General features: G+C 51.6%; 26 protein-coding genes and 1 other annotated feature. Of the genes, 13 read left to right on the top strand and 13 right to left on the bottom strand.

Going from position 1 to position 25,585, the window contains the following annotated elements; translation table 11 throughout:
* Nucleotides 1-58 precede the first annotated feature (58 nt).
* Together kdgR and EH206_RS11805 are read left to right on the top strand one after the other, a co-directional pair.
* Nucleotides 59-850 (top strand): DNA-binding transcriptional regulator KdgR, encoded by a 792-nt coding sequence (kdgR, locus tag EH206_RS11810; protein ID WP_009112993.1) that lies wholly within the window; start codon nt 59-61, stop codon nt 848-850.
* Between the two features lie 246 nt (nt 851-1,096).
* Entirely contained in the window at nt 1,097-1,363 is a 267-nt protein-coding gene (locus tag EH206_RS11805; RefSeq protein ID WP_040343213.1) for a YebO family protein, read from the top strand.
* Nucleotides 1,364-1,419: 56 nt separating this feature from the next.
* On the opposite strand, the gene EH206_RS11800 is transcribed toward EH206_RS11805, so the two are convergent.
* Nucleotides 1,420-1,854 carry an FMN-binding protein gene (locus EH206_RS11800; RefSeq protein WP_009112991.1) on the bottom strand — a complete coding sequence of 145 codons (435 nt, stop codon included), beginning with the start codon at nt 1,852-1,854 and terminating at the stop codon, nt 1,420-1,422.
* Between the two features lie 390 nt (nt 1,855-2,244).
* Between EH206_RS11800 and thrS the strand changes: the two genes are divergently transcribed.
* The 8 genes from thrS (at nt 2,245) to ihfA (ending at nt 9,444) form a co-directional block, all read left to right on the top strand.
* On the top strand, nt 2,245-4,173 hold the full coding sequence (thrS, locus tag EH206_RS11795) for a threonine--tRNA ligase (RefSeq protein ID WP_009112990.1): 1,929 nt from the start codon (nt 2,245-2,247) through the stop codon (nt 4,171-4,173).
* A 3-nt stretch (nt 4,174-4,176) separates the two neighbouring features.
* Complete coding sequence (infC, locus tag EH206_RS11790; protein WP_009112989.1) at nt 4,177-4,719, top strand: translation initiation factor IF-3; 543 nt, start codon at nt 4,177-4,179, stop codon at nt 4,717-4,719.
* A 99-nt stretch (nt 4,720-4,818) separates the two neighbouring features.
* The gene (gene rpmI / locus EH206_RS11785) at nt 4,819-5,016 is read left to right on the top strand and encodes a 50S ribosomal protein L35 (protein WP_009112988.1); all 198 of its coding nucleotides are present in this window, start codon (nt 4,819-4,821) and stop codon (nt 5,014-5,016) included.
* 42 nt (nt 5,017-5,058) lie between these two features.
* Nucleotides 5,059-5,415, top strand: coding sequence for a 50S ribosomal protein L20 (rplT, locus tag EH206_RS11780; RefSeq protein WP_009112987.1), 357 nt, complete (start codon nt 5,059-5,061; stop codon nt 5,413-5,415).
* 151 nt (nt 5,416-5,566) lie between these two features.
* Nucleotides 5,567-5,692, top strand: a sequence feature (Phe leader region).
* Nucleotides 5,573-5,617, top strand: coding sequence for a pheST operon leader peptide PheM (gene pheM, locus EH206_RS11775; protein WP_121514181.1), 45 nt, complete (start codon nt 5,573-5,575; stop codon nt 5,615-5,617). (Overlaps the previous feature by 45 nt.)
* 64 nt (nt 5,693-5,756) lie before the next feature.
* Nucleotides 5,757-6,740 carry a phenylalanine--tRNA ligase subunit alpha gene (gene pheS, locus EH206_RS11770; RefSeq protein WP_009112986.1) on the top strand — a complete coding sequence of 328 codons (984 nt, stop codon included), beginning with the start codon at nt 5,757-5,759 and terminating at the stop codon, nt 6,738-6,740.
* A gap of 15 nt (nt 6,741-6,755) precedes the next feature.
* Nucleotides 6,756-9,143, top strand: coding sequence for a phenylalanine--tRNA ligase subunit beta (pheT, locus tag EH206_RS11765; RefSeq protein WP_009112985.1), 2,388 nt, complete (start codon nt 6,756-6,758; stop codon nt 9,141-9,143).
* Nucleotides 9,144-9,147: 4 nt separating this feature from the next.
* Nucleotides 9,148-9,444: an integration host factor subunit alpha gene (gene ihfA, locus EH206_RS11760; protein WP_009112984.1), complete on the top strand. Its 297-nt coding sequence runs from the start codon at nt 9,148-9,150 to the stop codon at nt 9,442-9,444.
* Nucleotides 9,445-9,514: 70 nt separating this feature from the next.
* Here the strand turns inward: ihfA and EH206_RS11755 are convergent, their stop codons facing one another.
* The 3 genes from EH206_RS11755 to nadE form a co-directional block, all read right to left on the bottom strand.
* Nucleotides 9,515-9,853, bottom strand: a complete 339-nt coding sequence (locus tag EH206_RS11755) for a nitrous oxide-stimulated promoter family protein (protein ID WP_009112983.1) — start codon at nt 9,851-9,853, stop codon at nt 9,515-9,517.
* A 132-nt stretch (nt 9,854-9,985) separates the two neighbouring features.
* The gene (locus EH206_RS11750; RefSeq protein ID WP_009112982.1) at nt 9,986-11,704 is read right to left on the bottom strand and encodes an ABC transporter ATP-binding protein; all 1,719 of its coding nucleotides are present in this window, start codon (nt 11,702-11,704) and stop codon (nt 9,986-9,988) included.
* A 169-nt stretch (nt 11,705-11,873) separates the two neighbouring features.
* Complete coding sequence (gene nadE, locus EH206_RS11745; RefSeq protein WP_009112981.1) at nt 11,874-12,698, bottom strand: ammonia-dependent NAD(+) synthetase; 825 nt, start codon at nt 12,696-12,698, stop codon at nt 11,874-11,876.
* A gap of 225 nt (nt 12,699-12,923) precedes the next feature.
* Between nadE and osmE the strand changes: the two genes are divergently transcribed.
* Together osmE and EH206_RS11735 are read left to right on the top strand one after the other, a co-directional pair.
* Nucleotides 12,924-13,256: an osmotically-inducible lipoprotein OsmE gene (osmE, locus tag EH206_RS11740; protein ID WP_009112980.1), complete on the top strand. Its 333-nt coding sequence runs from the start codon at nt 12,924-12,926 to the stop codon at nt 13,254-13,256.
* A gap of 319 nt (nt 13,257-13,575) precedes the next feature.
* Nucleotides 13,576-14,073 (top strand): RcnB family protein, encoded by a 498-nt coding sequence (locus tag EH206_RS11735; protein ID WP_009112979.1) that lies wholly within the window; start codon nt 13,576-13,578, stop codon nt 14,071-14,073.
* Nucleotides 14,074-14,141: 68 nt separating this feature from the next.
* On the opposite strand, the gene EH206_RS11730 is transcribed toward EH206_RS11735, so the two are convergent.
* The 8 genes from EH206_RS11730 to kduD form a co-directional block, all read right to left on the bottom strand.
* Entirely contained in the window at nt 14,142-15,536 is a 1,395-nt protein-coding gene (locus EH206_RS11730; protein ID WP_009112978.1) for an L-cystine transporter, read from the bottom strand.
* Between the two features lie 476 nt (nt 15,537-16,012).
* On the bottom strand, nt 16,013-16,717 hold the full coding sequence (locus tag EH206_RS11725) for an oligogalacturonate-specific porin KdgM family protein (protein WP_009112977.1): 705 nt from the start codon (nt 16,715-16,717) through the stop codon (nt 16,013-16,015).
* 247 nt (nt 16,718-16,964) lie between these two features.
* Nucleotides 16,965-18,254, bottom strand: coding sequence for an ABC transporter substrate-binding protein (locus tag EH206_RS11720; RefSeq protein WP_009112976.1), 1,290 nt, complete (start codon nt 18,252-18,254; stop codon nt 16,965-16,967).
* A 15-nt stretch (nt 18,255-18,269) separates the two neighbouring features.
* Nucleotides 18,270-19,397 carry an ABC transporter ATP-binding protein gene (locus EH206_RS11715; RefSeq protein ID WP_009112975.1) on the bottom strand — a complete coding sequence of 376 codons (1,128 nt, stop codon included), beginning with the start codon at nt 19,395-19,397 and terminating at the stop codon, nt 18,270-18,272.
* 13 nt (nt 19,398-19,410) lie between these two features.
* Complete coding sequence (locus EH206_RS11710; protein WP_009112974.1) at nt 19,411-20,316, bottom strand: carbohydrate ABC transporter permease; 906 nt, start codon at nt 20,314-20,316, stop codon at nt 19,411-19,413.
* The gene (locus EH206_RS11705) at nt 20,309-21,199 is read right to left on the bottom strand and encodes a carbohydrate ABC transporter permease (RefSeq protein ID WP_040343208.1); all 891 of its coding nucleotides are present in this window, start codon (nt 21,197-21,199) and stop codon (nt 20,309-20,311) included. The genes EH206_RS11710 and EH206_RS11705 overlap by 8 nt, the downstream gene beginning before the upstream one ends.
* Nucleotides 21,200-21,246: 47 nt before the next feature.
* Entirely contained in the window at nt 21,247-22,878 is a 1,632-nt protein-coding gene (gene pelW / locus EH206_RS11700; protein ID WP_009112972.1) for a pectate disaccharide-lyase PelW, read from the bottom strand.
* Nucleotides 22,879-23,151: 273 nt separating this feature from the next.
* Nucleotides 23,152-23,913: a 2-dehydro-3-deoxy-D-gluconate 5-dehydrogenase KduD gene (gene kduD, locus EH206_RS11690; RefSeq protein WP_040343886.1), complete on the bottom strand. Its 762-nt coding sequence runs from the start codon at nt 23,911-23,913 to the stop codon at nt 23,152-23,154.
* Nucleotides 23,914-24,348: 435 nt separating this feature from the next.
* Here kduD and EH206_RS11685 point away from each other — a divergent pair, with 435 nt between their 5' ends.
* On the top strand, nt 24,349-24,681 hold the full coding sequence (locus tag EH206_RS11685) for a cupin domain-containing protein (RefSeq protein ID WP_009112970.1): 333 nt from the start codon (nt 24,349-24,351) through the stop codon (nt 24,679-24,681).
* Nucleotides 24,682-24,753: 72 nt separating this feature from the next.
* On the opposite strand, the gene hxpB is transcribed toward EH206_RS11685, so the two are convergent.
* Complete coding sequence (gene hxpB, locus EH206_RS11680) at nt 24,754-25,419, bottom strand: hexitol phosphatase HxpB (RefSeq protein ID WP_009112969.1); 666 nt, start codon at nt 25,417-25,419, stop codon at nt 24,754-24,756.
* Nucleotides 25,420-25,585 lie beyond the last annotated feature (166 nt).

Raw genomic sequence — 25,585 nt, 5'->3', positions numbered from 1 at the left:
CTAAAACCATTGTTCTATTTTTTTTAAAACAAGAAAACTGAGTAGGGTAACCACAAAAATGGCTATTGCAGATTTAGATAAACAACCCGATTCCGTGTCGTCCGTTTTAAAGGTTTTTGGTATTTTGCAGGCATTGGGTGAAGAGCGTGAAATCGGTATCACCGAACTCTCGCAACGTGTAATGATGTCTAAAAGTACCGTATACCGTTTCTTGCAGACGATGAAATCCCTGGGCTATGTGGCTCAGGAAGGTGAATCAGAGAAATACACGCTGACGCTAAAGTTGTTTGAGCTCGGCGCGAAAGCATTGCAGAACGTCGATTTAATCCGCAGCGCCGATATACAAATGCGCGAGCTCTCCGCACTTACGCGGGAAACGATTCATCTTGGCGCGCTGGATGAAGACAGCATCGTGTATATCCACAAAATCGATTCGATGTATAACCTGCGCATGTACTCCCGTATCGGGCGCCGTAACCCGCTGTACAGCACTGCCATCGGTAAAGTGCTGCTGGCGTGGCGCGATAGCGAGGAAGTGAAAGAGATTCTCTCCACCGTGGAGTTTACGCGCAGCACCCCGAATACCCTTGGTTCCCCTGAGGAACTGCTGACTCAGCTGGATTTGGTGCGAAAACAGGGATACGGCGAAGATAATGAAGAGCAGGAGGAAGGGCTGCGTTGCATCGCGGTTCCTGTTTTTGATCGTTTTGGCGTGGTTATCGCCGGTCTGAGCATTTCATTCCCAACTATTCGTTTTTCTGAAGAAAACAAACTCGGCTATGCCGATATATTGCACACCGCGGCCAGAAATATCTCACAACAGATGGGCTATCATGACTACCCGTTCTGATTTAAGCGTACTGTGAATCAACTTGCCCGGCGGGCGTTTTTTATGACGGGCTTCCTGCCCGTCACCCTACGGGCCGTCGCGGGCGACGTTGAAAAACGCTCCGGGCGTTTTTTTATGACGGGCTTCCTGCCCGTCACCCTACGGGCCGTCGCGGGCGCCGGGTATTGGTTAGGAATCCTCGTATCGAACTTACCTTGGGCTTGGTGCTAATATAGGCCCCCGTGAGTCGTTGTCTGGCAGATTGTTATGAGTGGAATAGGTGTGGATACATTAGAAATGATTTTTATCGTACTCGTTGCGCTTCTGGCCGCATTGGTGTGGTTTTTTATCAACCGGGCGAGCGTCAGGGCGAATGAGCAAATCAAGTTGTTGCGCGAGATAGCCGAGCAGCAACGGCAACAGTTAACCCTGCTGAAAGTGTTGGTGCCGCAGCCGGCAAGTGAAGATAGTGATGATTTGCAGGCGCAGGATGACGTCGCGCTTGATTTTAAAAACGTCATTCCCGAGCGTTAAATGCAGACTATCCCGTATTACGGCGTTATTCGGGATAGCTGCATATGGTGAAAAATTTATTCGATTTTCGCTGTCTCCGTATTACCGGCTTTGGCATTTTCTATTGCCGCGCCGGCCAGTATTTTAAAGTCTTCCGTGGAGTGTGTCGCCCCCGTTACGCCATCGACATCCTCGATATTTTGTTTTTCCAGCAGGCTCTGAGCCAGTTTTACCGTATATACCTCAGGGGACGTTTTTGCCACTGAGGCCATTTTTTTACCGTATTCCTTATCCGACGTTTTCAGATGGCCGTCTTTCTCGCTGGTATAATCGAATTTTACGCCGGCAATTTTTCCATCTTTATACGTAAGCTCCACAAAAGGTTTCCATCCATGGTCATCAAAATTGATGGTTTCCGCCTTATAGGTGCCGTCTTTAATTATACCGTCTGCGGCAAAAGCGGTTACAGCAAAGAGACCGGTCAGAATGCCGGCTAAAAGTTTCGTCTGCATGACTTATTTCCTTTGTTCGGGGTAGGGGGAATCGTTATTGGCAATAAAAAAGGTAACGACTGCCAATGGACGTCAAGCGCTAGAGTAATCTACGGTTTGATAAAAAAAAGTGGACTATTTAACAGATTTACTCTATTCCCATAAAGCCAGTGTGGGATGGTATGGCGTTGATTTATATCCAGGGCGTGCATTTATCCTTGCCTTATTTAGTGATATTATCCCGGCTGCTTTTTAGGCCGCAAGGCGTACGCCGTTGAAGCGCGTACCACCAACTTGCTCCTCAATCCGACATTGTGGGTCTGATTTGATGGGCAATTATCTGAAATCAAAAAAAATTGTTTTTGTATGTGATCTTTCGTGTGGGTCACCACTGCAAATAAGGGAATTACAATGCCTGTTATTACTCTTCCTGATGGAAGTCAGCGTCACTACGATCACCCTGTTTCTCCCCTCGACGTCGCGCTTGATATTGGTCCCGGACTGGCGAAAGCCTGTATCGCCGGACGCGTCAACGGCGAACTGGTGGACGCCGGCGATAAAATTGCAACCGATGCCCAACTGGCGATCGTCACCGCTAAAGATGAAGCGGGGCTGGAAATTATTCGCCACTCATGCGCCCACCTGCTGGGGCATGCCATCAAGCAATTGTGGCCCGATACCAAAATGGCCATCGGCCCGGTGATCGACAACGGTTTTTATTATGACGTGGATATCGACCGTACGCTGACCCAGGAAGATATCGAACTGCTTGAAAAACGCATGCATGAGCTGGCCGACAAAGATTACGACGTTATTAAGAAAAAGGTCAGTTGGCAGGAGGCGCACGATGTTTTCGCCGCGCGCGGCGAGACCTACAAGATCGCCATTCTGGACGAAAACATCAGTCATGACGACCGTCCGGGGCTCTATCATCATGAAGAATACGTTGATATGTGCCGTGGTCCCCATGTGCCGAATATGCGTTTCTGCCATCACTTCAAACTGCAGAAAACGTCAGGCGCCTACTGGCGCGGCGACAGCAACAATAAAATGCTGCAGCGCATTTACGGCACCGCCTGGGCGGATAAAAAACAGCTCAACGCCTATTTGCAGCGTATTGAAGAAGCGGCGAAGCGCGATCACCGCAAAATCGGCAAACAGCTCGATCTCTATCATATGCAGGAAGAAGCGCCGGGCATGGTGTTCTGGCACAACGACGGCTGGACCATCTTCCGCGAGCTGGAAGCCTTTGTGCGCATGAAGCTGAAAGCGTATCAGTATCAGGAAGTGAAAGGTCCGTTTATGATGGACCGGGTGCTGTGGGAAAAAACCGGCCACTGGGATAACTACAAAGACGCGATGTTTACCACCTCGTCGGAAAACCGTGAATATTGCATCAAGCCGATGAACTGCCCGGGGCACGTACAGATTTTCAATCAGGGATTGAAATCGTACCGCGACCTGCCGCTGCGCATGGCGGAGTTCGGCAGCTGTCACCGTAACGAGCCCTCTGGTTCTCTGCACGGGCTGATGCGCGTGCGCGGCTTCACCCAGGACGATGCCCATATCTTCTGTACCGAAGAGCAGGTGCGCGCTGAGGTCAATAGCTGTATCAAAATGGTGTATGATATGTACGGCACCTTCGGTTTTGAAAAAATCGTGGTGAAACTGTCTACCCGTCCAGAGAAGCGCATCGGCAGCGATGAAGTGTGGGACCGCGCCGAGGATGATCTCGCGGCCGCGTTGACCGAAAACGGCATTCCGTTCGAATATCAGCCGGGGGAAGGGGCGTTTTACGGTCCGAAGATTGAATTTACCCTTCATGATTGTTTGGATCGCGCCTGGCAGTGTGGTACGGTGCAACTCGACTTTTCATTACCGGGTCGTCTGAACGCCTCCTACGTGGGCGAAAGCAACGAACGGCAGGTGCCGGTAATGATTCACAGGGCTATTCTGGGATCAATGGAGCGCTTTATCGGTATCCTTACCGAAGAGTTCGCCGGTTTCTTCCCGACCTGGCTGGCCCCGGTGCAAGCGGTGATTATGAATATCACCGATAACCAGACTGATTATGTCAGCGAATTAACCAGAAAATTGCAAGAAGCGGGTATTCGCGTAAAAGCAGACTTGAGAAATGAGAAGATAGGCTTTAAAATCCGCGAGCACACTTTACGGCGTGTTCCCTACATGCTGGTCTGCGGCGATAAAGAGGTTGAGGCAGGGAAAGTCGCTGTCCGTACCCGCCGGGGCAAAGATTTGGGAAGCATTGACGTTAGTGAAGTGATCAGTAAGCTGCAGCAAGAGATTCGCAGCCGTAGTCTTCATCAATTGGAGGAATAAGGTATTAAAGGCGGAAAACGAGTTCAACCGGCGCGTCCTAATCGCATCAACAGAGAAATTCGCGCGCTAGAGGTACGCCTGACAGGCGTCGAAGGCGAACAGCTTGGCATTGTCAGTCTGAATGAAGCATTAGAAAAAGCCGAGGAAGCAGGTGTTGATTTAGTTGAAATCAGTCCGAACGCCGAGCCGCCGGTTTGCCGAATCATGGATTACGGCAAATTCCTCTATGAGAAGAGTAAGGCCACAAAGGAACAAAAGAAGAAGCAAAAAGTTATTCAGGTCAAGGAAATCAAATTCCGGCCTGGTACCGATGATGGCGACTATCAGGTCAAACTACGCAACCTGGTTCGCTTTCTGGAAGACGGCGATAAAGCCAAAATCACGCTGCGTTTCCGCGGTCGTGAGATGGCGCACCAACAGATTGGCATCGAAATGCTTAACCGCGTTCGTGACGATCTGAGTGAACTGGCGGTGGTTGAATCCTTCCCATCGAAGATTGAAGGCCGCCAGATGATCATGGTGCTCGCACCCAAGAAGAAACAGTAAGGCATTCAAGTAGCCGAACCCGCGCCGCGTTCGCGCAGTGCGGGTTTTGTTCGCCTTAATCTGATTCGTTGTAATTAACAATGCGAAGTGGAAATTAATATGCCAAAGATCAAAACAGTACGCGGCGCCGCTAAACGCTTCAAAAAAACCGCCAACGGCGGTTTCAAGCGTAAGCATGCTAACCTGCGTCATATTCTGACCAAAAAAGCGACTAAACGTAAACGTCATCTGCGTCCGAAGGGTCTGGTCTCCAAAGGGGATCTGGGTCTGGTCATCGCATGTCTGCCTTACGCATAAGTAACCTTTTTGAATTTAGAATAAGACTTTAGGAGAGAGCATATGGCTCGCGTAAAACGTGGTGTGGTTGCTCGTGCACGTCACAAAAAAATACTGAAACAAGCGAAAGGTTACTACGGTGCCCGTTCGCGCGTTTATCGTGTTGCCTTCCAGGCAGTAATCAAAGCCGGCCAGTACGCCTACCGCGACCGTCGTCAACGTAAGCGTCAGTTCCGCCAGCTGTGGATTGCACGTATCAACGCAGCAGCCCGTCAAAATGGCTTGTCTTACAGCAAATTCATCAATGGCCTGAAAAAAGCCTCTGTTGAAATCGACCGTAAGATCCTGGCTGATATCGCGGTATTCGACAAGGTCGCTTTCAGCGCCCTGGTTGAAAAAGCGAAAGCTGCACTGGCATAAGTCAGTTAAAAGAGGGAGCTTTGCTCCCTCTTTTAGTTATCGGCCAGCTATTGGCGTCAAAGAAAACGCCGGTGGCTGTTGACATTTAGTCGGCATCATTTTTCAATTAATGCTGTTTTATTTTTACGTTTTACGATAACGACAAGGTAACGCAAGTATGCATACTGCTATTTTCCGTTTCTTTTTTTACTTTAGCGCCTGAACTTGGGGTGGCTTTGCGCGTAAGAAAAGAAACGAAAAGTAGCGCCTAAGCCTCCCACAGGGAGGCTTTTTTGTTTCATACGACAACACAATTTTGCCAACTTGACAGTTGGCCGTACAGGCAGAAGAAGAGGAATGCAATGCCACATCTCGCAGAGCTGGTCGCCAAAGCCAGAACAGCCATAGAAGAGGCCCAGGATGTCGCCGCGCTGGATACCGTGCGCGTCGAATATCTCGGCAAAAAAGGTCACTTAACCCTTCAGATGACCTCGCTGCGCGAGCTGCCTGCTGAAGAGCGTCCCGCCGCGGGCGCCGTTATCAACCAGGCCAAGCAGGACGTACAGACGGCGCTGAATGCGCGCAAGCAGGCGCTGGAGTCGGCGGAATTGAACGCCCGGCTGGCGGAGGAAACCATCGACGTGTCGCTGCCGGGGCGCAGCATCGAAAACGGCGGTCTGCATCCGGTAACCCGCACCATCGATCGCATTGAAACCTTTTTCGGCGAGCTGGGCTTCTCCGTGGAGACGGGACCGGAAATTGAAGACGACTATCATAATTTCGACGCGCTGAATATTCCCGGACACCACCCGGCGCGCGCCGATCACGACACCTTCTGGTTCGACGCCAAACGCCTGCTGCGTACGCAAACCTCCGGGGTGCAAATCCGTACCATGGAAAACCAGCAGCCGCCGATTCGCATCATTGCTCCCGGCCGCGTATACCGCAACGATTACGATCAGACGCATACGCCGATGTTCCATCAGATGGAAGGGTTGATTGTGGATAAAAACATCAGCTTTACCAATCTGAAAGGAACCTTGCACGATTTTCTGCGCAACTTTTTTGAGGAAGATTTACAGGTCCGTTTCCGTCCCTCCTATTTCCCGTTTACCGAGCCTTCCGCTGAAGTGGATGTGATGGGTAAAAACGGCAAGTGGCTGGAGGTTCTGGGTTGCGGCATGGTGCATCCCAATGTGCTGCGCAACGTAGGTATCGATCCGGAAATCTACTCCGGCTTTGCTTTCGGCATGGGTATGGAGCGCTTGACCATGCTGCGTTACGGCGTCACTGATTTGCGCGCATTCTTTGAAAACGATCTGCGTTTCCTCAAACAGTTTAAGTAAGGCGGGAATATCATCATGAAATTCAGTGAACTCTGGTTGCGCGAGTGGGTAAACCCGGCGGTTGACAGCGAGACGTTATCCGAACAAATCACCATGGCCGGTCTGGAAGTGGACGGCGTTGAGCCGGTCGCCGCCGCGTTCCATGGCGTGGTGGTCGGCGAAGTGGCGGAGTGCGGCCAGCACCCGAACGCCGACAAACTGCGCGTAACCAAGGTAAATATCGGCGGCGATCGCCTGCTGGATATCGTCTGCGGGGCGCCTAACTGCCGTCAGGGCTTGAAAGTCGCCGTCGCCACCATCGGCGCGGTATTGCCGGGCGATTTTAAAATCAAAGCGGCCAAGCTGCGCGGCGAGCCATCGGAAGGGATGCTGTGTTCATTCTCGGAGCTGGGTATTTCACAAGACCATGACGGCATTATCGAACTGCCGGTGGATGCGCCGATCGGCGCCGATATTCGCGACTATTTGCAGTTGGACGACAACGCCATTGAAATCAGCGTAACGCCAAACCGCGCCGACTGTCTGGGAATCATCGGCGTGGCGCGCGACGTGGCGGTGCTGAACCGGTTGGCGCTGACGGAGCCGGAGATCGCGCCCGTTGCCGCGACCATCCAGGATACCTTTCCCATTCAGGTCGCCGCGCCGCAGGCCTGCCCACGCTATCTGGGCCGGGTGGTTAGAGGCATCAACGTGAAAGCGCCCACCCCGCTGTGGATGCGTGAAAAGCTGCGCCGCAGCGGTATCCGCTCCATCGATGCGGTGGTTGACGTCACCAATTACGTTTTACTGGAGTTAGGCCAGCCGATGCACGCCTTTGACCTTGACAGGCTGGACGGAGGCATTGTGGTGCGAATGGCGCAAAAGGGAGAAACCCTGACGCTGCTGGACGGCAACCAGGCCAAACTGGACGCCGATACGCTCGTTATCGCCGACCACAGGAAAGCGCTGGCGCTGGGCGGGATTTTTGGCGGCGAGCATTCGGGCGTCGGCGAAGAGACGCAGAACGTTCTGCTGGAGTGCGCCTACTTTAATCCGCTGTCGATTACCGGACGGGCGCGGCGCTACGGCCTGCATACGGATGCGTCTCATCGCTATGAGCGCGGCGTCGATCCGGCGTTGCAGTTTAAGGCGATGGAGCGCGCCACCCGTCTGCTGATTGATATTTGCGGCGGCAGCGCCGGCCCGGTGGCGGCGGTGACCAGCGAGGCGGATTTACCGCTGCGCGCCACCATTACGCTGCGTCGCGAAAAGCTGGATCGTCTGATTGGTCACGTTATCGCCGACGAGCAGGTGACGGATATTTTGCAGCGCCTTGGCTGCAAGGTGACGAAGACCGACGCCGGATGGCAGGCCGTGGCGCCAAGCTGGCGTTTCGATATGGAAATTGAAGAGGATCTGGTGGAAGAAGTCGCCCGCCTTTACGGCTACGACAACATTCCCAATATCGCCACGCAGGCGCCGCTGAAGATGACCTCGCATTGTGAAGCGAACCTTTCTCTCAAGCGCGTCAAGACGTTATTGGTCGATCATGGCTATCAGGAAGCAATTACTTACAGTTTTGTTGACCCTAAAATTCAGGCATTAATTCACCCCGGTGAAGAGGCGCTGATTCTGCCCAGCCCGATATCCGCCGAGATGTCGGCGATGCGTCTGTCGCTGTGGAGCGGCCTGCTAAGCGCGGTGGTGTACAACCAGAACCGCCAGCAAAACCGCCTGCGCCTGTTTGAAAGCGGACTGCGCTTCGTGCCCGAAGCCGGCGCTCCGCTGGGCATTCGTCAGGATGTGATGCTGGCGGGGGTGATTACCGGCGGCCGCTATGAGGAGCATTGGGATCTGGCGCGTCAGACGGTTGACTTCTATGATTTGAAAGGCGATTTGGAATCGATACTGGCGCTGACCGGGAAATGGTCCGAGGTTGAATTCCGCGCGGAAAGTAATCCGGCATTGCATCCGGGACAAAGTGCTGCTATTTATCTGTGCGGGGAACGCATTGGATTTATTGGAGTTATCCATCCCGAATTGGAACGTAAGCTGGATCTTAACGGACGTACCGTGGTTTTCGAACTGTTGTGGAACAAGGTCGCAGACCGCGTGCTGCCTGATGCGAGCAACATTTCTCGTTTCCCAGCGAACCGTCGTGATATCGCTGTAGTGGTGGCTGAAAACGTTCCCGCTGGCGATGTTTTAGCCGAGTGTAAGAAAGTTGGCGCAAATCAGTTAGTTGGCGTAAACTTATTTGACGTGTACCGAGGGAAGGGCGTAGCGGAAGGGTATAAGAGCCTGGCTATCAGTCTAATCTTGCAAGATAACTCTCGTACATTGGCAGAAGAGGAAATTGCCGCTACCGTTGCGCAGTGTGTAGCAGCATTAAAACAGCGATTCCAAGCATCCTTGAGGGATTGAACCTATGGCGCTTACTAAAGCTGAAATGTCAGAATACCTGTTTGAGAAGCTTGGGCTGAGCAAACGGGATGCCAAAGAGCTAGTCGAGCTGTTTTTTGAAGAAGTTCGTCGCGCTTTGGAGAATGGCGAGCAGGTCAAATTGTCGGGATTTGGCAATTTTGATTTGCGAGACAAAAACCAACGACCGGGACGTAACCCAAAAACTGGCGAAGATATTCCGATTACGGCGCGCCGTGTGGTCACGTTCCGTCCTGGGCAAAAGCTAAAAAGCAGGGTAGAGAACGCCTCTCCCAAAGAGTAAAAGTGATAACCAAAAAGGCCGCGTAAGCGGCCTTTTCTTTATTCTTTGCGGGCGAATTGCTGAAAGGAGGCTATTCGCGGCCGGATTTCGGCGCCGGGCGATGGTCGTCAATCAAATGACGGATGGCCAGAATAGGGTGGCGAAGCAGCATACGCGGTCCCGACCAGCGCATAATCGTTTTGATCTCTTCCCGCCTGGCGGGTTGGTAGCAGTGGATGGGGCAGTGCTTGCACGCCGGTTTCTCTTCGCCGAAATAGCAGCGTTCCAGACGATTGACGGCGTAATCGAACAGACGCCGGTATTTATCGTCGCAGTCGGCTGCGGGATGGCGCTTTTGGTACAGTTCGATCATCAGCCCGACGGTACGGATCTCTCGCTGCCGGTATTTGCCTGGGGGGGGTCTCGCCATGTGCGTTATTTTCCGATCGGATAATAATAGCTATATTTTAAATGCAATTTATGCAAGTTGAAACCATCGGGGCCACATTCGCAAGGGAAAAGATACAAAGCGGGGGACGGACGTCCCCGCTCGTAAAGAGCATCAGGCGTGGCCGAACTGCGCCTGATGCAAGCTGGCGTAAATTCCGCTGCGTTCGATTAACGCCCGATGACTGCCTTGCTCGATAATTCCGCCGTCATCAACCACCACAATGCGCTCGGCATGTTGAATGGTTGCCAGACGATGGGCGATAACCAGCGTGGTTCGTCCCGCCGAAAGCTCGCTAAGCGAGTGTTGGATGGCCTGTTCGGTGGCGGTATCCAGCGCGGAGGTAGCCTCATCCAGGATCAGAATCGGCGGGTTTTTCAGGAAAATCCGTGCAATGGATAAACGCTGTTTCTGGCCGCCGGACAATTTGACGCCGCGTTCTCCCACGACGGTATCCAGCCCGTCCGGCAGATTCTCAATCAGCTCGTCCAGCCTGGCGCGCCGCGCCGCCTGCATGATTTCTTTATCGTCGGCGCCCAGTTTGCCATAGGCGATATTTTCACGAATGGTGCCGCCGAACAGGAAGACATCCTGTTGCACGATGCCAATCTGGCTGCGTAGCGAAGCCTGCGTCATATCGCGGATATCTATGCCGTCGATGGTGATACTGCCGCTGGTCAAATCATAAAAGCGGGGCAGCAGCGAACAGAGCGTGGTTTTTCCCGCACCGGAAGGCCCGACAAAGGCGACCGTTTCGCCGGCGCGAATCGATAGATTTACGTCACGGATGATGGGGCGATCGGGCGAATAGCCAAAACAAACCTGACTGAAGCGGATATCGCCTTTAAGCGCGCCGGCATCGCGTGCGTTGGGGGAATCCGCAATTTCCGGCACCGTGTCAATCAATTGGGTAAAACGCTTGAAACCGGCAATCCCTTTCGGATAGCTCTCCAGCACCGCGGTAATTTTAGCCACGGGGCGGAAGAATACTTCGATCAGCAACAGGAAGCCGATAAAGCCGCCGTAGGTAAGTTCGCCGGCAATAACGTACCAGATGCCCGCCAGCATGACGATCAACTGAATCAGCCTGGTGCTCAGATAGCTGAGGGTCAAACTGGCGGTCATAATGCGATAGGCCTGAAGTTTAGTGCGGCGATAGCTTTCGTTATCATGTGAAAACAGCTTTTGCTCATGCGCCTCATTGGCGAACGCTTTGACCACTCGAATACCGCCCACGCTTTCTTCAATGCGGGCGTTGAAATCGCCAACCTGGCCGAATAACTGGCGCCAGGTATCGGTCATGCGTGCGCCATAGCGGCTGACCAGATAGGTCATAAACGGCACGATAACGATAGTGAGCATCGCCAACGGCAGATGCACGGTGGCCATCAGAATAAACGCGCCGATAAAGGTCATGATGGCGATAAACAGGTCTTCCGGGCCGTGATGGGCGATTTCCCCCACCTCTTCCAGATCCTTGGTGACGTGGGTGATAATATGACCGGTTTTCATATTGTCATAATAGCGGAAAGGCAGCTTTTGCAGGTGTTCAAACGCCTGACGGCGCATGTCGGTTTCAATGCCTACTCCCAGCGCATGTCCCCAGTAGTTCACAATGGCCATCAGTGCGGTATTCAGCAAATACACCACCAATAACGCCACCGAGGCGAGTAGAAGCAACGACCAGTCCTGCTCCGGCAGCAGCCGGTCGATGAATGCCTTGATCGCCATCGGGAAACCGAGTTCAAGTAAACCTGCGATAATAGCGCAGCCGAAATCGAGCACGAATAGCCCCTTGTAAGGGGCGTAGTAAGAGAAAAAACGTCGTAACATGCGTGGTTTTTTGAGTTAACTAAATGTGAAATCTACTATAACAGGTTATTGCACCGAGGGGGACTCCCGCGGCCCAAGCCTATGCCGGATTATTGATGCCGGCGTATCCACCGCTAAAACCGTGGCAACGGATGCCGGGGCCGGCATCCTCCGAGCAAATTAAAGCTGATTAACGCCAGAAGTCGTCGAAAACGGTAACCGGCGGCCGACGCTTATGTTCGGTTTTGCGATACCAGTTTTCTATAATCGCCGCCTCTTTGGCGTCAATTGCTTTACCTTCCAGGTAGTCATCAATTTTTTCATAGGTCACGCCTAATGCCACTTCGTCCGGCAGCGCGGGGCGGTCGTCCTCCAGATCGGCGGTCGGCGCTTTGGTGTAAAGGTTCGACGGGCAGCCCAATTCGCGCAGCAGCGCTTTCCCCTGACGTTTATTCAGGCGGAATATCGGGTTGATATCCGTGCCGCCATCGCCATATTTGGTAAAGAAGCCGGTCACCGCTTCTGCTGCATGGTCGGTTCCCACCACCAGGCCGGCGTTCATCCCGGCGATGCTGTACTGGGCTTTCATGCGCTCGCGGGCTTTTTCATTACCTTTGACAAAGTCGGAAAGCTCGATGCCAATCGCTTTCAGCGTGGCTTCGCTGGCTTGCACCGCCGGTTTGATATTGACGGTCAGCACCTTATCCGGCTTGATAAAGGCGATGGCGTCCTGGCAGTCGGCCTCATCGGCCTGAACGCCGTAAGGCAAACGCACCGCGATAAACTGATAATCCTGCCTGCCGGTTTCATTACGCAGTTCGGTGATGGCCAACTGGCACAGTTTACCGGTCAGCGTTGAGTCCTGACCTCCGCTGATCCCCAGAATCAGCGACTTCACAAACGGATGTGCCGTCAGATAATCTTTTAAAAAATCAACGCTGACGCGGATTTCCTGCGTTGGATCGATACTGCTTTTCACTCCCAGCGCGCTGATAATCTCTTGTTGTAATGACATAATCCCCCCTTTGCTGAACTTGTCGATGCTGTGCAAAATTGTCTTAATCATCAGAGTGTAAAGCTAATCAGCGTGAAGAAAAAGAGTAAGCGCGCTGCCAGCAGTTTTACCTATGGGTAAAATAACGCTGCAGTTTAGTCAGTATGCGCATAAGTATGGCTATAATTTGAAAAAAAAGGGTTTGCCGTCTACCCTTATCAATACCCATTCCTACGAGGTAATGTAATGAAAAATAATCGACTAATATTGTGTTTTGCGGCGGCAGGAGCTGTTTTTCTCTCCGGGTGTTCTACTTATAACAAAGCCGAGAGTTATGTAAATGAGCCGGTAGTGAAAGACGTGAAGGTGGGAATGACGAAGCAGCAGGTTCGTCAGATTGCAGGTTCGATAGGCGTGGAAAGAAGGCTGGTGAACGCGACAGGCACCTGTAGCGATTATCTGCTGAAGAATCGTGATGGCACGGCGCAGAACTATTTCGTCAGCTATGACGAAACCGGGCAGGTGCGCAACAAAGGCTTCCAAAGCTGCCAGGCTTATGACACCAATCCGCAGCGCTAGCGAGTATCATAACGTCGCCTGCGGGCTTGCGTAACCCTCTGCAATATCCGTATTTTCATATCTGAAAACCGACCGGAAGACGCGGTTCTCCGTGGAGAACCGCGTCTTCCGGTATGACCTGTGAATATTCCGCCAAACGCCCTATAACACCCTCGACTTTTACGTGCTATCCGGGGGGAGTGTTAAGAATTTGCCTGGATTTGGTAAACTATTGTCAGAATTGGGGTTTTAAGATATTTCCATCTTTCGCCCGGCGCTAATGTATCCGATATTGCCATCAACCGGTTTAGCAGACTGTAAATATGTCGAGGAAAATGCAATGACGAAAAAAACACTGGCGCTGACGATGTCGTTACTCCTGGCGACAAGTTCTTTTTCACCCATTACTTTTGCTGAAAGGACGAACGGACCGCAAGAGCAGAAGTTGCAACAACGCAATAATCAAGGCAATAACCAAAATAGCGGGGAGCGCGGAAGTGCGCGGGGCGCCGACAGTAAGCAAAGAATGCTGCCCAACGCCAATCGCAACAGCGATAACGGGAAAAGAGCGGAAAAGCAGACTTCCCGTGAGCATCGCAATGGCGCCAACTTCCGTGAACGCGATCAGTTTGCGTGGAAGGGGAGTAATTTCAGGAAAGGCCACCCGGCCCCCAAACGTTTTCGCGGGGATGATTATCGGGTAAATGACTGGCATGCCCGCGGTTTACGTGAGCCGCCGGCCGGTCAGCACTGGGCCTATATTAATGGCAATTATGTGTTGATCGCCGCGGCTACGGGGATAATCACCGCTATTCTGCTGAACGGCGCGTTAAACTAACCGTAACAGAGGATTAACCTGCCGGCGGCGTATGCGCAGCCGGCAGGTTGTGATTTTATTACGCCATGCTAGCGATGCGCCAATTCCGCCTCTTCGTGAGCGTCGAACACCGTTTTATCCGTTTGTTTCAATAACTGGCTGGTCACCGTGCCCGCGGTCATGGAACCGCTGACGTTTAACGCCGTGCGCCCCATATCTATCAATGGTTCAATGGAAATCAGCAATGCCACCAGCGTGACGGGCAGTCCCATTGCCGGCAGTACGATCAGGGCGGCAAAGGTTGCGCCGCCGCCTACGCCGGCCACGCCCGCCGAACTGATGGTAACGATGCCGGCCAGGGTGAGGATCCACAGCGGATCTAGCGGATTAATGCCGACGGTCGGCGCCACCATCACCGCCAGCATGGCGGGATAAAGTCCGGCGCAGCCATTCTGGCCGATGGTGGTGCCGAACGAGGCGGCAAAGCTGGCGATGGATTGCGGCACGCCGATACGGCGGGTTTGCGCCTCGATACTGAGGGGAATGGTCGCCGCACTGGAACGGCTGGTAAAGGCAAAGGTCAGCACCGGCCATATCTTGCGGAAAAAGCGCGCCGGGTTGATGCCGGTCAGCGACAGCAGCAGCGCGTGCACGCCGAACATAATGGCCAGGCCGAGATAGGAGGCCGCCACAAAGCTGCCCAGCTTGAGGATATCCTGCAGATTGGAGCTGGCGACCATTTTGGTCATTAACGCCAGCACGCCATACGGGGTCAGTTTCATCACCAGACGAACCAGTTTCATCACCCAGGCCTGCAGCGTATCGATGGCGGTCAATATTCGCTCGCCTTTCGCTGCGTCGTCTTTCGTCAGTTGCAGGGCGGAGACGCCGAGAAAAACGGCAAAAATAACCACGCTGATGATTGACGTGGGATTGGCTCCCGTCAGTTCGGCAAAGGGATTTTTTGGAATAAACGACAGGATGATCTGCGGGATGCTCAGATCGGCCACCTTACCCGAATAATTGGTTTCGATAGCCGACAGGCGGGCGCTTTCCTGCGCGCCCTGAACCAATCCCGTGGCGGTCAACCCGAACAGATTGGTGACGAAAACCCCGACCAAAGCGGCAATCAGCGTGGTAAACAGCAGGGTGCCGAGCGTCAGGATGCTGATTTTGCCTAACGAAGAGGCATTATGCAGTTTCGCCACCGAGTTGAGGATGGAGACAAATACCAGAGGCATAACAATCATCTGCAACAGTTGCACATAGCCGTTGCCGACGATATTAAACCAGGCCACCGACTGCCTGATTAGCGGGTTATCACCGCCATAAATCAGGTGTAATGCCAGACCGAACAAAACCCCGACGACCAAACCCAGTAATACTTTTTTCGCCAGACTCCATGACTTGTTGCTGCTGGCGTATCCCAGCAGCAACAAGAGTGCGGCGAATGCCGCAATATTCAACAGCAGCGGAAAATTCATCTCCACTTCTCCCTATTAGTTATATCAATAATTTTTTCAAAGTGACGAACCTGGACAGGATATCAGTTCTTTTATAAATTTGTTATATGGATGTGAATGATTGACTGCTGTATAAATAACCTATCGGGTATGAACACTGCTTGCAGCGGTTCCATTGGGAGAAGGATCAGCAAGGCCGGGTAATAAAGCCAACGCATCAGCAACTTGAAGTATGTCGAGTATAACATGGGTAAAAAATAGGACGGTTATCACATCAGAGATGAAAATAAACGCCCTAAACAGCGAAAGCAGTATTAATAAATAAACTTCATATAAAAATAACTTAGACACAGAAATACATACAGCAAAAATAGCTATCGCATAACGCTGCTAACCAGAAATACAACTTGATAATAAAAATACTAACTATTAACTGAATTTAAATGAGAACAATTTTCCCATAAATAATTCCTTTCACAATATATGCATTTGATGGATTAGAAGTTGTACTGAATACCGACCCGAAAACGGGTCTGACGTTCATCCGAGCCAGAAGACTTACTGACATTAGCGATAGCCGTATAGGGCTTCCAATTTTTATCCCATGCATAAGCTAATTTAAATTCGTATAGATAATCGATCTTATCGTCATCATACAGATTGTAATTTTCCGCTTTCTTTATTTCAAAATCAGTAGTCAACTGCCATTTTTCAAGGAATTTATAATCGAGAACCAAATTGCCCTGATGACCTCTTTGTACGGTGTCCACATCATCGCCTTTACCAATATTACCATTCAGGCGCTTATACCAGGGGCGATAACGGAGAGAGGCGGAAAAACCATCGGTGATTTTGGCTGATCCTTTGATATATGGACGATAGTTTTGGCTATTACTTGAAGATTCCAGGGAAAATCCTGGTTCGATGGCGAAAGTACTATTGATTTTATACTGATAGCTTGCGACCACTTCGGTACCATCAGCAACGGTTTCATTATAAGGTTTATCCGTCGAATCGGCGCCTTTCCATTTGACTTCGGCTGATAACCCAAAACCACTGGCAAAACGATGTGACATTAATAAACGATCTTTATTCGTGTTCCCGCTATCATCTTTAATTTCATGACGATAATCAATGGTGACAGCCATTGCATTTATACTAACTAAAGATGCTACTGCCAGAGATAATATTTTTAATTTCATTTTTTATATGTCCTGGGTGATTAAGGTAAAGGTTAACGCAAAGATGTATTACGGCTTTTGGATCAAGTTCTATTTTATTAACTATTAGTATCTATTTTGTGATCGCGATCTGCTTGAGTAACAAAAAGTAAAAATGAATTTCAAATTGTGACAATGATCGACTTGTATAATTTGTTTGTTTTAATTTAATTGAAAAACCCCTGCCGGATTGACGGCAGGGAAAATACTATTTAAGTAACTGGTTTCGTTATCTCATTGCGCGTTTTAAAATACGTTCAGACTGGCGCTGAAAATATTTTGCCGTTTCTTCAACGGATTTTTGACCGTAGTCGATATACTGAATGGCATCGCCAAACAGGGAAACGATCTGCGGGTCGTCAAAGTAGGGTGATGTTTTCAACGCGTGCGGTAAATTTAATGCCTGATTTAATCCGGCGACGGAGGGCGAGTCCTCTTTAATTATCCCATCGGCGGTCAATTGCGCCACGGCGGCTTTGCTTAGCGGTACGCCGCGCTCTAATCCCAATGCCTGAGCGCCTTCCTTACTGTTCAGCAGGAAGTTAATCAGCAGGGCGGATTCTTTAGGATGCCTGGTTGATTTACCAATAGACAACATTTGTGCCGGTTTAAAGAACAGTCCGGCGTCTTTGGCTTCCGGCAGCATGGGATAATGGCCCAACTCCAGTTTGGCCGGCGGCTGCAGATTGTCGGAGTATTTGGTGATGGTGGAGTTCCACATATAGGTGCCGCTCCACTCGCCGGTAATCCACGGCTTCATTTCATACATATTGCTCTTGCCGAAAGAGGCATAGTGCTTCGCCGAAGGCATAACGTGGCTATCAACCAGCTTCTTGTACAGACTGAAGAACTCTATCCACTGCGCATCGCTATAAGAAAATTTCTGCGCTTTTTCGTCGATGGCGGGGATATTGTACTTCTGAATCATGTAAGAACTTAACAGCGCCAATGAATCCTGATGTTCCAGTACCACCGGGTAATACTGGTCGCCCAGTTTTTCTTTGAATACCTTACCGGCGTTCAACAGCTCGTCCCAGGTTTTGGGATATTTCAGTCCGGCCTTTTTCCAGCTTTCATTGTTGAAATAGAAAACGCGGGCGGTAACGGAAATGGGAATGCCGTTCAGCTTGCCGTTAACAGTGGTGCCCTGTAGCTCTTTGGCGTCGAACTGGGTCAGGTCCAATGAATCTTTGACCAAGTTCAGATCGTAGAACCCATCGCCGTTTTTCGAGAAAATCGGCAACCAGTTCCAGTTGGTCTGCATCACGTCCGGCTCGGTTTTACCGGCGATCTGGGTGGTCAGGCGGGACAGGTGTCCATCCCAACCGGTGTACTCGGCTTTTACCGTGATATTGGGGTATTGCTGATGGAAGCTTTCGATTGCCTTGAGCGTTTGCTGGTGGCGGCTGTTGCCGCCCCACCAGGACATTCTCAATTCAACCTGGTCGGCGGCAAAAGACGGCGCCGCCAGTAAGGCCAGGGATGAGGCTATCAGCGTGTGTAGGATCGCTTTTTTCATCGGGTGCTACTCCTGTTAAAGAGAGATATTTTTTTCTGTTTTAGCATCAAAGATATGGCACTTTTCCATATCGAACTGGAAGAATATCTGGCGATGCAGGCCGTTTTTGATAATCTGCCGCGCTTCATCGGACGGGACGCGGCTGGTTAATTCAAAGCCATCGACTTTTATGTACATAAAGAATTCATGACCCATGTTTTCTACCCGCACCAGCTCGCCCTGCGAGTGGTTGGCCGCAAACGGGGTCTCAGAAACGGTGACGTATTCGGGACGGATACCGAAGAAAACATCCTGGCCGGAATAAGCTCGCACCTTATCCTGCTGCTCGCTATTCAGTACCAGCGTGTAGTGCCCGACGGTCAGACCAATCCGGCCGTCTTTTTCCACCAGTTTGCTCGGTTTGATATTCATTTCCGGCGAGCCGATAAAGCCGGCGACAAACATATTGACAGGGAAGTGGTACAGATTATCCGGCGTATCCACCTGCATGATATGACCCAGCTTCATCACGCAGATACGGTCGCCCATGGTCATGGCCTCCGTCTGGTCGTGGGTGACATACACGGTGGTCGCGGCTTTACCGCTTTTCTTCAGCTGTTTATGCAGGTCGGAAATACGGATACGCATGGAGGCGCGCAGCTTGGCGTCCAAATTGGATAAGGGTTCGTCGAACAGGAACACGTCCGGCTTTTTAACGATGGCGCGGCCCACCGCGACGCGCTGCGCCTGGCCGCCGGAGAGCTGGCGCGGCAGACGGTCCATCAACTCCTCCAGCTCCAGTATTTTGGAGGCTTCGGTCACTTGTTCTTCAATCTGCGCTTTCGGCATTTTGCTGAGCTTCAGGCCGAATGCCAGGTTCTCTTTTACCGACATATGCGGGTAGAGCGCATAGTTCTGGAACACCATCGCAATGCCGCGCTCTTTCGGCGCCAGATTGTTCACCACCCGTTCGCCGATGCGTACTTCGCCGCCGCTGATGGTTTCCAGACCGGCCAGCATGCGCAGCGTAGTGGATTTGGCGCAGCCCGACGGGCCGACGATCACCATAAATTCGCCGTCTTTAATGGTCAGGTCGATGCCGTGTACCGCTTTAAAACCGTTGGAATATACTTTTTCCAGCTTGTTGAAAATGACTTCAGCCATGATAGATCCTCTATTAACCTTTAATTCCGCTGCTGGTCACGCCTTGCACGAAGTAACGCTGCGCCAGGAAGAAAACAATGATGGATGGCAGAATCGAAATGCTGGACATCGCCAAAATCTCGTTCCACGGTGCGCCTTCCGTTACGTCGATGGACATTTTCAACGCCAGCGCAATCGGGTATTTATCCACGCTGTAGACGTAGATTAGCGGACCGATAAAGTCGTTCATCGACCACATAAACTGGAACAGGGCAACGGAGATAATCGCCGGTTTCAGAATCGGCACCACCACATACCACAGCACCTGGAAAGAGTTGCAGCCGTCGATCTGCGCCGCTTCCTCCATATCGCGCGGTACGCCGCGCAGGAACTGGATAAGCATAAAGACGAAGAATCCCTGGGTGGCGAACGCCAATGGCAGGTAGAGCGGCAGATAGCTGTTCAGCATGCCCATTTCGCGGAACATGATGTACTGCGGGATCAGCAGTACGGTGCTGGGCAGCAGCATGGTGGCGATAAGCGTGGCGAACCAGAAGTTCTTCCACGGGATCTCGAAGCGGGCAAAGCCGTAAGCGACGATGGTGGAAGAGATAATGGTCAGAATCACTTTCGGGATCACATACTTGAAGGTGTTGATCATATAGTGGCCGAAGTGGTATTCCGTGCCGGTTTTCCAGCCGTTGACGAAACCGTCCGACGTCGGGTGCGCCGGCCATAATCCGAGGGTGGTGAAGATCTCGTGATTCGGTTTAAAGGATGCCGAGAACATCCATACCAGCGGATACAGCATCAGCAGGCCGACAAATAACAGAATAACGTAACGAACGGCGGCGCTGATTTTCTCTTTACGCAGCGTCCGGCGAATTTCCAACGCCGCGCTTACTTGCGCCGCATTGATATTTGAATGCACGTCAGCCATTTTTTCCTCCTTTATCGGCGGAGTAGAACACCCAGTATTTGGACGACTTGAAGGCAACCGAGGCGAATACCGCCACCACCAGGAACAGCACCCATGCCAACGCCGCGCCATAGCCCATATCGAAATACTTGAATGCCGTATCGTAGATATAGAGCGAGAACAGGTAGGTGTAGTGGGTGGGGCCGCCGCCGGTGATGACGTAAGGCGCGGTAAATTCCTGGAATGCCTGTGTGGTCTGCATAATAAAGTTAAAGAAAATAACCGGCGTAATTAACGGCACGGTCACTTTCATAAACATTTGCCACTTGGAGGCGCCGTCAATCATGGCCGCTTCATACTGCGACTGCGGGACGTTCTGCAGGGCGGCGAGGAAAATAACCATGGCGGAGCCAAACTGCCAGACGCGCAGCAGGGTGACGGACATCAATGCCAGAGAAGGTTCGCCGAGCCAGTTGATGGCATCAAAGCCGAACACGGCGAGAAAGCTGTTCAGCAGGCCGTCGATGGCGAAAAGCGCTCGCCACAGCACGGCGATGGCCACGCTGCTGCCTAAAATGGAAGGCACATAGTAAGCGGTACGAAAGAAACCGATCCCGCGCAATTTAAAATTGAGCACAAAGGCAATCAACAAAGCGAATATTAATTTCATCGGTATGGTCAGAAAGACATAGGCAAAGGTAACCCCCATGGATTTCCAGAAAAGATCGTCTTCCAGCAACATCCGATGATAATTTTCCATCCCGGTGAATTCAGGAGGGCTCATCAAGTCATACTCGGTAAAACTGAGTATAAATGACGAAATAAAGGGAAAAGCGGTAAAAACTATCAGCCCTATAATATAGGGGGAGATATAGGCTAACCCCAGCATTCTGTTTTCATTCATCATGCTTACCTATTAGTAATTGGGAATTATTATTAACAAACATAAAATCAAGCCTTTAATAACTCTGGATAAATAAACTCCACGTCATAGATAATTTTATTTTCCCCGTTAACGCGAAAGTCGCCGTGCACATATCCCCCCTGGGTTAACAACGGTGGAATCTCGTTTAGCCTGTTGCGGCAGGCGGCGATGAATGCTGATAAAGCCAGCGGGGCCGGGTCATCCAGCCGCAGATGGCGATGCCGTGCCGAACGCACGAATAATCCGCGATGGAAATGTTTTTCAAACAGAATTTCAGCCAATTGCCAGGCGTATTGCGCCCATTTTTCCGACTGGCGGCGTTCGGCCAATTCGACCATGGCGCACAGTAAAGCCGGGCTGGCGATATGGCGCGCGTTTTCGTTAGCCAGACGGGTGAGAATGGTGTTAATCAACGCATACAGATCCTCATCGGCGCTCAGGCAATAAGCCCGCACCAGCGGCAATAAATAATCTCCCTCCAGAGCAAAGCGTTTTAATTCCGTGCCGGCTTTTCCGTAATAGCCGTCGCGCTTAAAACGATAACCGGTCATATCCTGGCCGTTATTCCACATCGGGCGCAGCGTATTGCTGTTCAGGTCATAGGCATATTGATAATAATTTTTCAGCCCGGAAATCACCCAGCCGAGCATCTCGTCGTCGGGTTGAACGCGCAGGATATCCAGCATGGCCAGCGGGTTATCAATCAACAGCGGGCGCATATCCCGGAAAAGCACGTTGGCCTCGCGGGCCATTTCACCGAATTCGGCGCCAAACTGGCGCTGGGCGCGGTCGCCGTACCAGGACTGGGTCTGATTATCGTCGGCGGGGGCAGGCTGGCGCTGCAGCGGTGAGCTGAATTGATAAACCGGCATCCCGGTCTCCGGATTTCTTGCCAGGACGTATTGACGGTACAGATGCTTGCCCCATTTCGCCGCCTGCCGATCGCCGGTATATTCCGCATACTTGAAAGCGGCATAGATAAGATCGGTGCCGGCGTTAACAAAGGTCAGCCCTTTCGTCAGCGGCAGAACCGGCCACTGCGCCGGGTTAACCACGTCGTAACGGGGATGCTGGAAAACGTCGGGGTCGCGCGGTTTGGCATAATCGCCGTGGCGCCCGAGGTCCAGCGAGTTCCAGTCCTCGACGTGCGCGTTCCAAAAGCCCTGCAGGAAGTTCAGCGTCTTGGCGCCATCAATGCGATGCAGCAGCGCGTAATAGGGCAGGTGGTGTTTGAGCTCATGGACCAGGGCTTTCGATTGAGGCCCTTCGCTTTGCAGCGTATCCAGATTGATAAAACGATGTCCGCCCCAGAAAAACAGACCGCTGTGAGCATCGACGAAATTTGCCAAAAAATACGCCGTCTGCGTGGCGGCCTGCTGCTGGTAGTTATTTTCCCCGGTGATGACGCTCATCGCACAAAGCGTTCTCAGCCAGTTTTGCTGACTGGCGAAATTGGAAATCGGCGCGCTATGCCCGTCGGGAAATTGCCATACGACGGGATTATGACTCAGCACATCAAAGCCGTCGGCCAGCAGCGGCGTTGGATTACTGCGGCTGCTGGCCCGCTTTGTTACGGTATCAATATGCTTGCCCAGCGCGGCAATCCACTTATCAAGCCTGTTTTTTCTGCTGGCGTACAGACGGGAAAAAATACTCATCGAGTACCTTCTTATAGAACTGAGTTACAGTTTCTTATAAATAGAAACGATGTTTTGATTTATTATATGGCGCTATCCGCCATGCCGTCATGCATCCGATAACGAAAGTGTGATCAAAGTCGGAACGTTGTTTTGATTTTTTTTAAAGTGAGGTTTTAGCGCGGGAAATGGCGTAGGTATAAAGATAAATTTTTGAAAAATAAATAAAAAGCACAATATGAATTGTGCCTTTTATCACCGGGTCGAAAATAACGGCTGGTGCGAAAAGATGTATTAGCGGGCCAGCCATCCGCCGTCAACGGCAATGGTATAGCCGTTGATATAATCAGAAGCGCCGGACGCCAGAAATACCGCCGGGCCCATCACATCCTGCGGCAGACCCCAACGACCGGCCGGGATGCGCTCCAGGATTTCTTTGCTGCGTTCTTCATCCGCGCGCAGTTGCTGGGTATTGTTGGTGGCCATATATCCGGGGGCGATGGCATTAACGTTGATATGGTGTTTGGCCCACTCATTGGCCAGCAGACGGGTGACCCCCATTACCGCGCTTTTCGAGGCGGTGTAGGAAGGTACGCGGATACCGCCCTGGAAAGAGAGCATCGAAGCGATATTGATGATCTTGCCGCCATTACCCTGCTTGATAAACTGGCGGGCAACCGTCTGCGACATAAAGAATACGCTCTTGATGTTCAGGTTCATCACGTCATCCCAGTTCTTTTCACTAAACTCGATGGCATCCTCACGGCGGATAATGCCGGCGTTGTTGATCAGAATGTCAACTTTGCCAAACTCGGCAACGGCTTTTTCCACCAGTTCTGCGTGGCCGCCAATATTACTCACATCCGCCGTCAGGCTGAGGAAACGGCGTCCCAGCGCGGTGACTTTTCCGATGGTGTCTTTGGGTTCGACAATATTGACGCCGACAATATCGCAACCGGCCTGCGCCAGTCCAATAGCCATGCCTTGGCCCAGCCCCGTATCACACCCGGTGATAAGCGCCACTTTACCCTGTAAATCAAAGGAATCTAAAATCATAGCCATAATCTCTCCATAAGCGACAATACATAGTCGTTAGCTGTTACTGTTGGGAATGTTGTCCAGTTGGTTGGCGTGATCGCTGTGAATGCTTTGAGGTACTTGCATTGCTTCGCCTCTCCTTCAGGCATGGATATAAATCCGCATAAAAACCTGGGGGAAAGCACCGGGCGGAACAGGTGAGACGGCGTGGCAGTGACAATGTCACCTGAACCTTCGTTTGCCCGGTTCTTTCTTGTTATGCTGGATCATAGTTCGATTGGGATATGAATTCAATAAATATGAAATATTGTTTTATTTATTTATTGAGAATGGTCATGTTTTTGCTTATTTTAGGTTTCATCCGGCGCTGGTGTGATTAAAATGTCGCAATCCGCAGGCACCGGCTTACCTTGCTTGCACGGCAAGGGGGAGCAACACAGAGAGGGGAAAACCATGAGAAGGTATTTTATTGACGACGAAACGTCGTGGGAAGAATTGGGCGGCGGCATCAAGCGTAAGATCATCACCTGGAGCGATGAGCTAATGATGGTCTGCGTGCATTTTGACAAGGGTGCCATTGGCACGCCCCACAAGCATGATGTTCACGATCAGATCGCTTACGTTGCCGCAGGCAGTTTTGAGGTGGTTATTGAAGGTGAAAAGCGTATTCTGAAAACCGGCGATGCCTATATGGCGATAAAAAACGAAATGCACGGCGTGGTTTCCCTGGAGGAAGGCAGCGTATTGATCGACACCTTTTCCCCCAAACGCGCTGATTTCCTGTAACTCCCCTGGCGTTGGGCGGCGCTTTTCCGGCCGACGCGCCGCCGGTGACCGCGCTTCACCCCGTCGCCCTGTTTAGGCAATATGAGCGATCTCAAGCTGTTGCAACGAGCTGAGCTTATGTTCGGCCAGCGCCCAGCGCGGATCTTTACTCAATTCCGCTTGCGGCACCACAATCGAACGCATCCGCGCCGCTTTGGTCGCAATCATGCCGTTTATCGAGTCCTCCAGGGTGACGCAGCGCAGCGGCGAGACGCCCAACCCTTGCGCCGCATTCAGATACACTTCCGGGTGCGGTTTGCTATAAGGCAGATTTTCGGCGGAAACCAATACGTCGAAATAGCGCTCCAGATTGAACATTTTCAATACCTGCCTCTGCATAGCCAGGGGGGAGGCGGACGCCAGGCCGATCTTGAGCTGTTGTCGACGACAGAGCTGCAAAGCCTGTTCGACGCCCGGCAATAGCGGGCGGCGCTCGGCGACCAGGGCGGTGGCGCGTTCGATAATACGGCCGACCACCACTTCCCGGCCGGGGGTTTCCCAGGGCGCAAGCTGATACCACTGGTCAACCACCATATCGATGCGCAATCCCAGCGTGTCGGTCATGGAATGACGCAATGAGGTATCAATCCCCAGAGAAGCAATGACTTCAAGTTCGGCCATATCCCACAAGGGTTCTGAATCGATCAGTAAGCCATCCATATCAAAAATCGCCGCGCGGATAGAAGAATCAAAGGTCATGCCATAGGCTCCGTAATATAAGAAAACATCGGTTGATTGTAAGCTAAATCATTGCCGCTGAGGGTGGACGAGCGATAAAACGTTGACTGATAGTAAACTTAAAGTAGGCTTCTAACGGGTTTTTTTAGGTATAGACTGTTTGTTATACGAAAATATTAACAATGTT

It is taken from the genome of Brenneria nigrifluens DSM 30175 = ATCC 13028 (assembly GCF_005484965.1).
In the GTDB taxonomy this organism is placed as follows: domain Bacteria; phylum Pseudomonadota; class Gammaproteobacteria; order Enterobacterales; family Enterobacteriaceae; genus Brenneria; species Brenneria nigrifluens.
This window is presented reverse-complemented; position numbering and strand designations above follow the sequence as displayed.

Coding starts and splice junctions, on each gene's coding strand:
- kdgR (WP_009112993.1), top strand. CDS start 59: ATGGCTATTGCAGATTTAGATAAACAACCCGATTCCGTGTCGTCCGTT.
- EH206_RS11805 (WP_040343213.1), top strand. CDS start 1,097: ATGAGTGGAATAGGTGTGGATACATTAGAAATGATTTTTATCGTACTC.
- EH206_RS11800 (WP_009112991.1), bottom strand. CDS start 1,854: ATGCAGACGAAACTTTTAGCCGGCATTCTGACCGGTCTCTTTGCTGTA.
- thrS (WP_009112990.1), top strand. CDS start 2,245: ATGCCTGTTATTACTCTTCCTGATGGAAGTCAGCGTCACTACGATCAC.
- rpmI (WP_009112988.1), top strand. CDS start 4,819: ATGCCAAAGATCAAAACAGTACGCGGCGCCGCTAAACGCTTCAAAAAA.
- rplT (WP_009112987.1), top strand. CDS start 5,059: ATGGCTCGCGTAAAACGTGGTGTGGTTGCTCGTGCACGTCACAAAAAA.
- pheS (WP_009112986.1), top strand. CDS start 5,757: ATGCCACATCTCGCAGAGCTGGTCGCCAAAGCCAGAACAGCCATAGAA.
- pheT (WP_009112985.1), top strand. CDS start 6,756: ATGAAATTCAGTGAACTCTGGTTGCGCGAGTGGGTAAACCCGGCGGTT.
- ihfA (WP_009112984.1), top strand. CDS start 9,148: ATGGCGCTTACTAAAGCTGAAATGTCAGAATACCTGTTTGAGAAGCTT.
- EH206_RS11755 (WP_009112983.1), bottom strand. CDS start 9,853: ATGGCGAGACCCCCCCCAGGCAAATACCGGCAGCGAGAGATCCGTACC.
- EH206_RS11750 (WP_009112982.1), bottom strand. CDS start 11,704: ATGTTACGACGTTTTTTCTCTTACTACGCCCCTTACAAGGGGCTATTC.
- nadE (WP_009112981.1), bottom strand. CDS start 12,698: ATGTCATTACAACAAGAGATTATCAGCGCGCTGGGAGTGAAAAGCAGT.
- osmE (WP_009112980.1), top strand. CDS start 12,924: ATGAAAAATAATCGACTAATATTGTGTTTTGCGGCGGCAGGAGCTGTT.
- EH206_RS11735 (WP_009112979.1), top strand. CDS start 13,576: ATGACGAAAAAAACACTGGCGCTGACGATGTCGTTACTCCTGGCGACA.
- EH206_RS11730 (WP_009112978.1), bottom strand. CDS start 15,536: ATGAATTTTCCGCTGCTGTTGAATATTGCGGCATTCGCCGCACTCTTG.
- EH206_RS11725 (WP_009112977.1), bottom strand. CDS start 16,717: ATGAAATTAAAAATATTATCTCTGGCAGTAGCATCTTTAGTTAGTATA.
- EH206_RS11720 (WP_009112976.1), bottom strand. CDS start 18,254: ATGAAAAAAGCGATCCTACACACGCTGATAGCCTCATCCCTGGCCTTA.
- EH206_RS11715 (WP_009112975.1), bottom strand. CDS start 19,397: ATGGCTGAAGTCATTTTCAACAAGCTGGAAAAAGTATATTCCAACGGT.
- EH206_RS11710 (WP_009112974.1), bottom strand. CDS start 20,316: ATGGCTGACGTGCATTCAAATATCAATGCGGCGCAAGTAAGCGCGGCG.
- EH206_RS11705 (WP_040343208.1), bottom strand. CDS start 21,199: ATGAATGAAAACAGAATGCTGGGGTTAGCCTATATCTCCCCCTATATT.
- pelW (WP_009112972.1), bottom strand. CDS start 22,878: ATGAGTATTTTTTCCCGTCTGTACGCCAGCAGAAAAAACAGGCTTGAT.
- kduD (WP_040343886.1), bottom strand. CDS start 23,913: ATGATTTTAGATTCCTTTGATTTACAGGGTAAAGTGGCGCTTATCACC.
- EH206_RS11685 (WP_009112970.1), top strand. CDS start 24,349: ATGAGAAGGTATTTTATTGACGACGAAACGTCGTGGGAAGAATTGGGC.
- hxpB (WP_009112969.1), bottom strand. CDS start 25,419: ATGACCTTTGATTCTTCTATCCGCGCGGCGATTTTTGATATGGATGGC.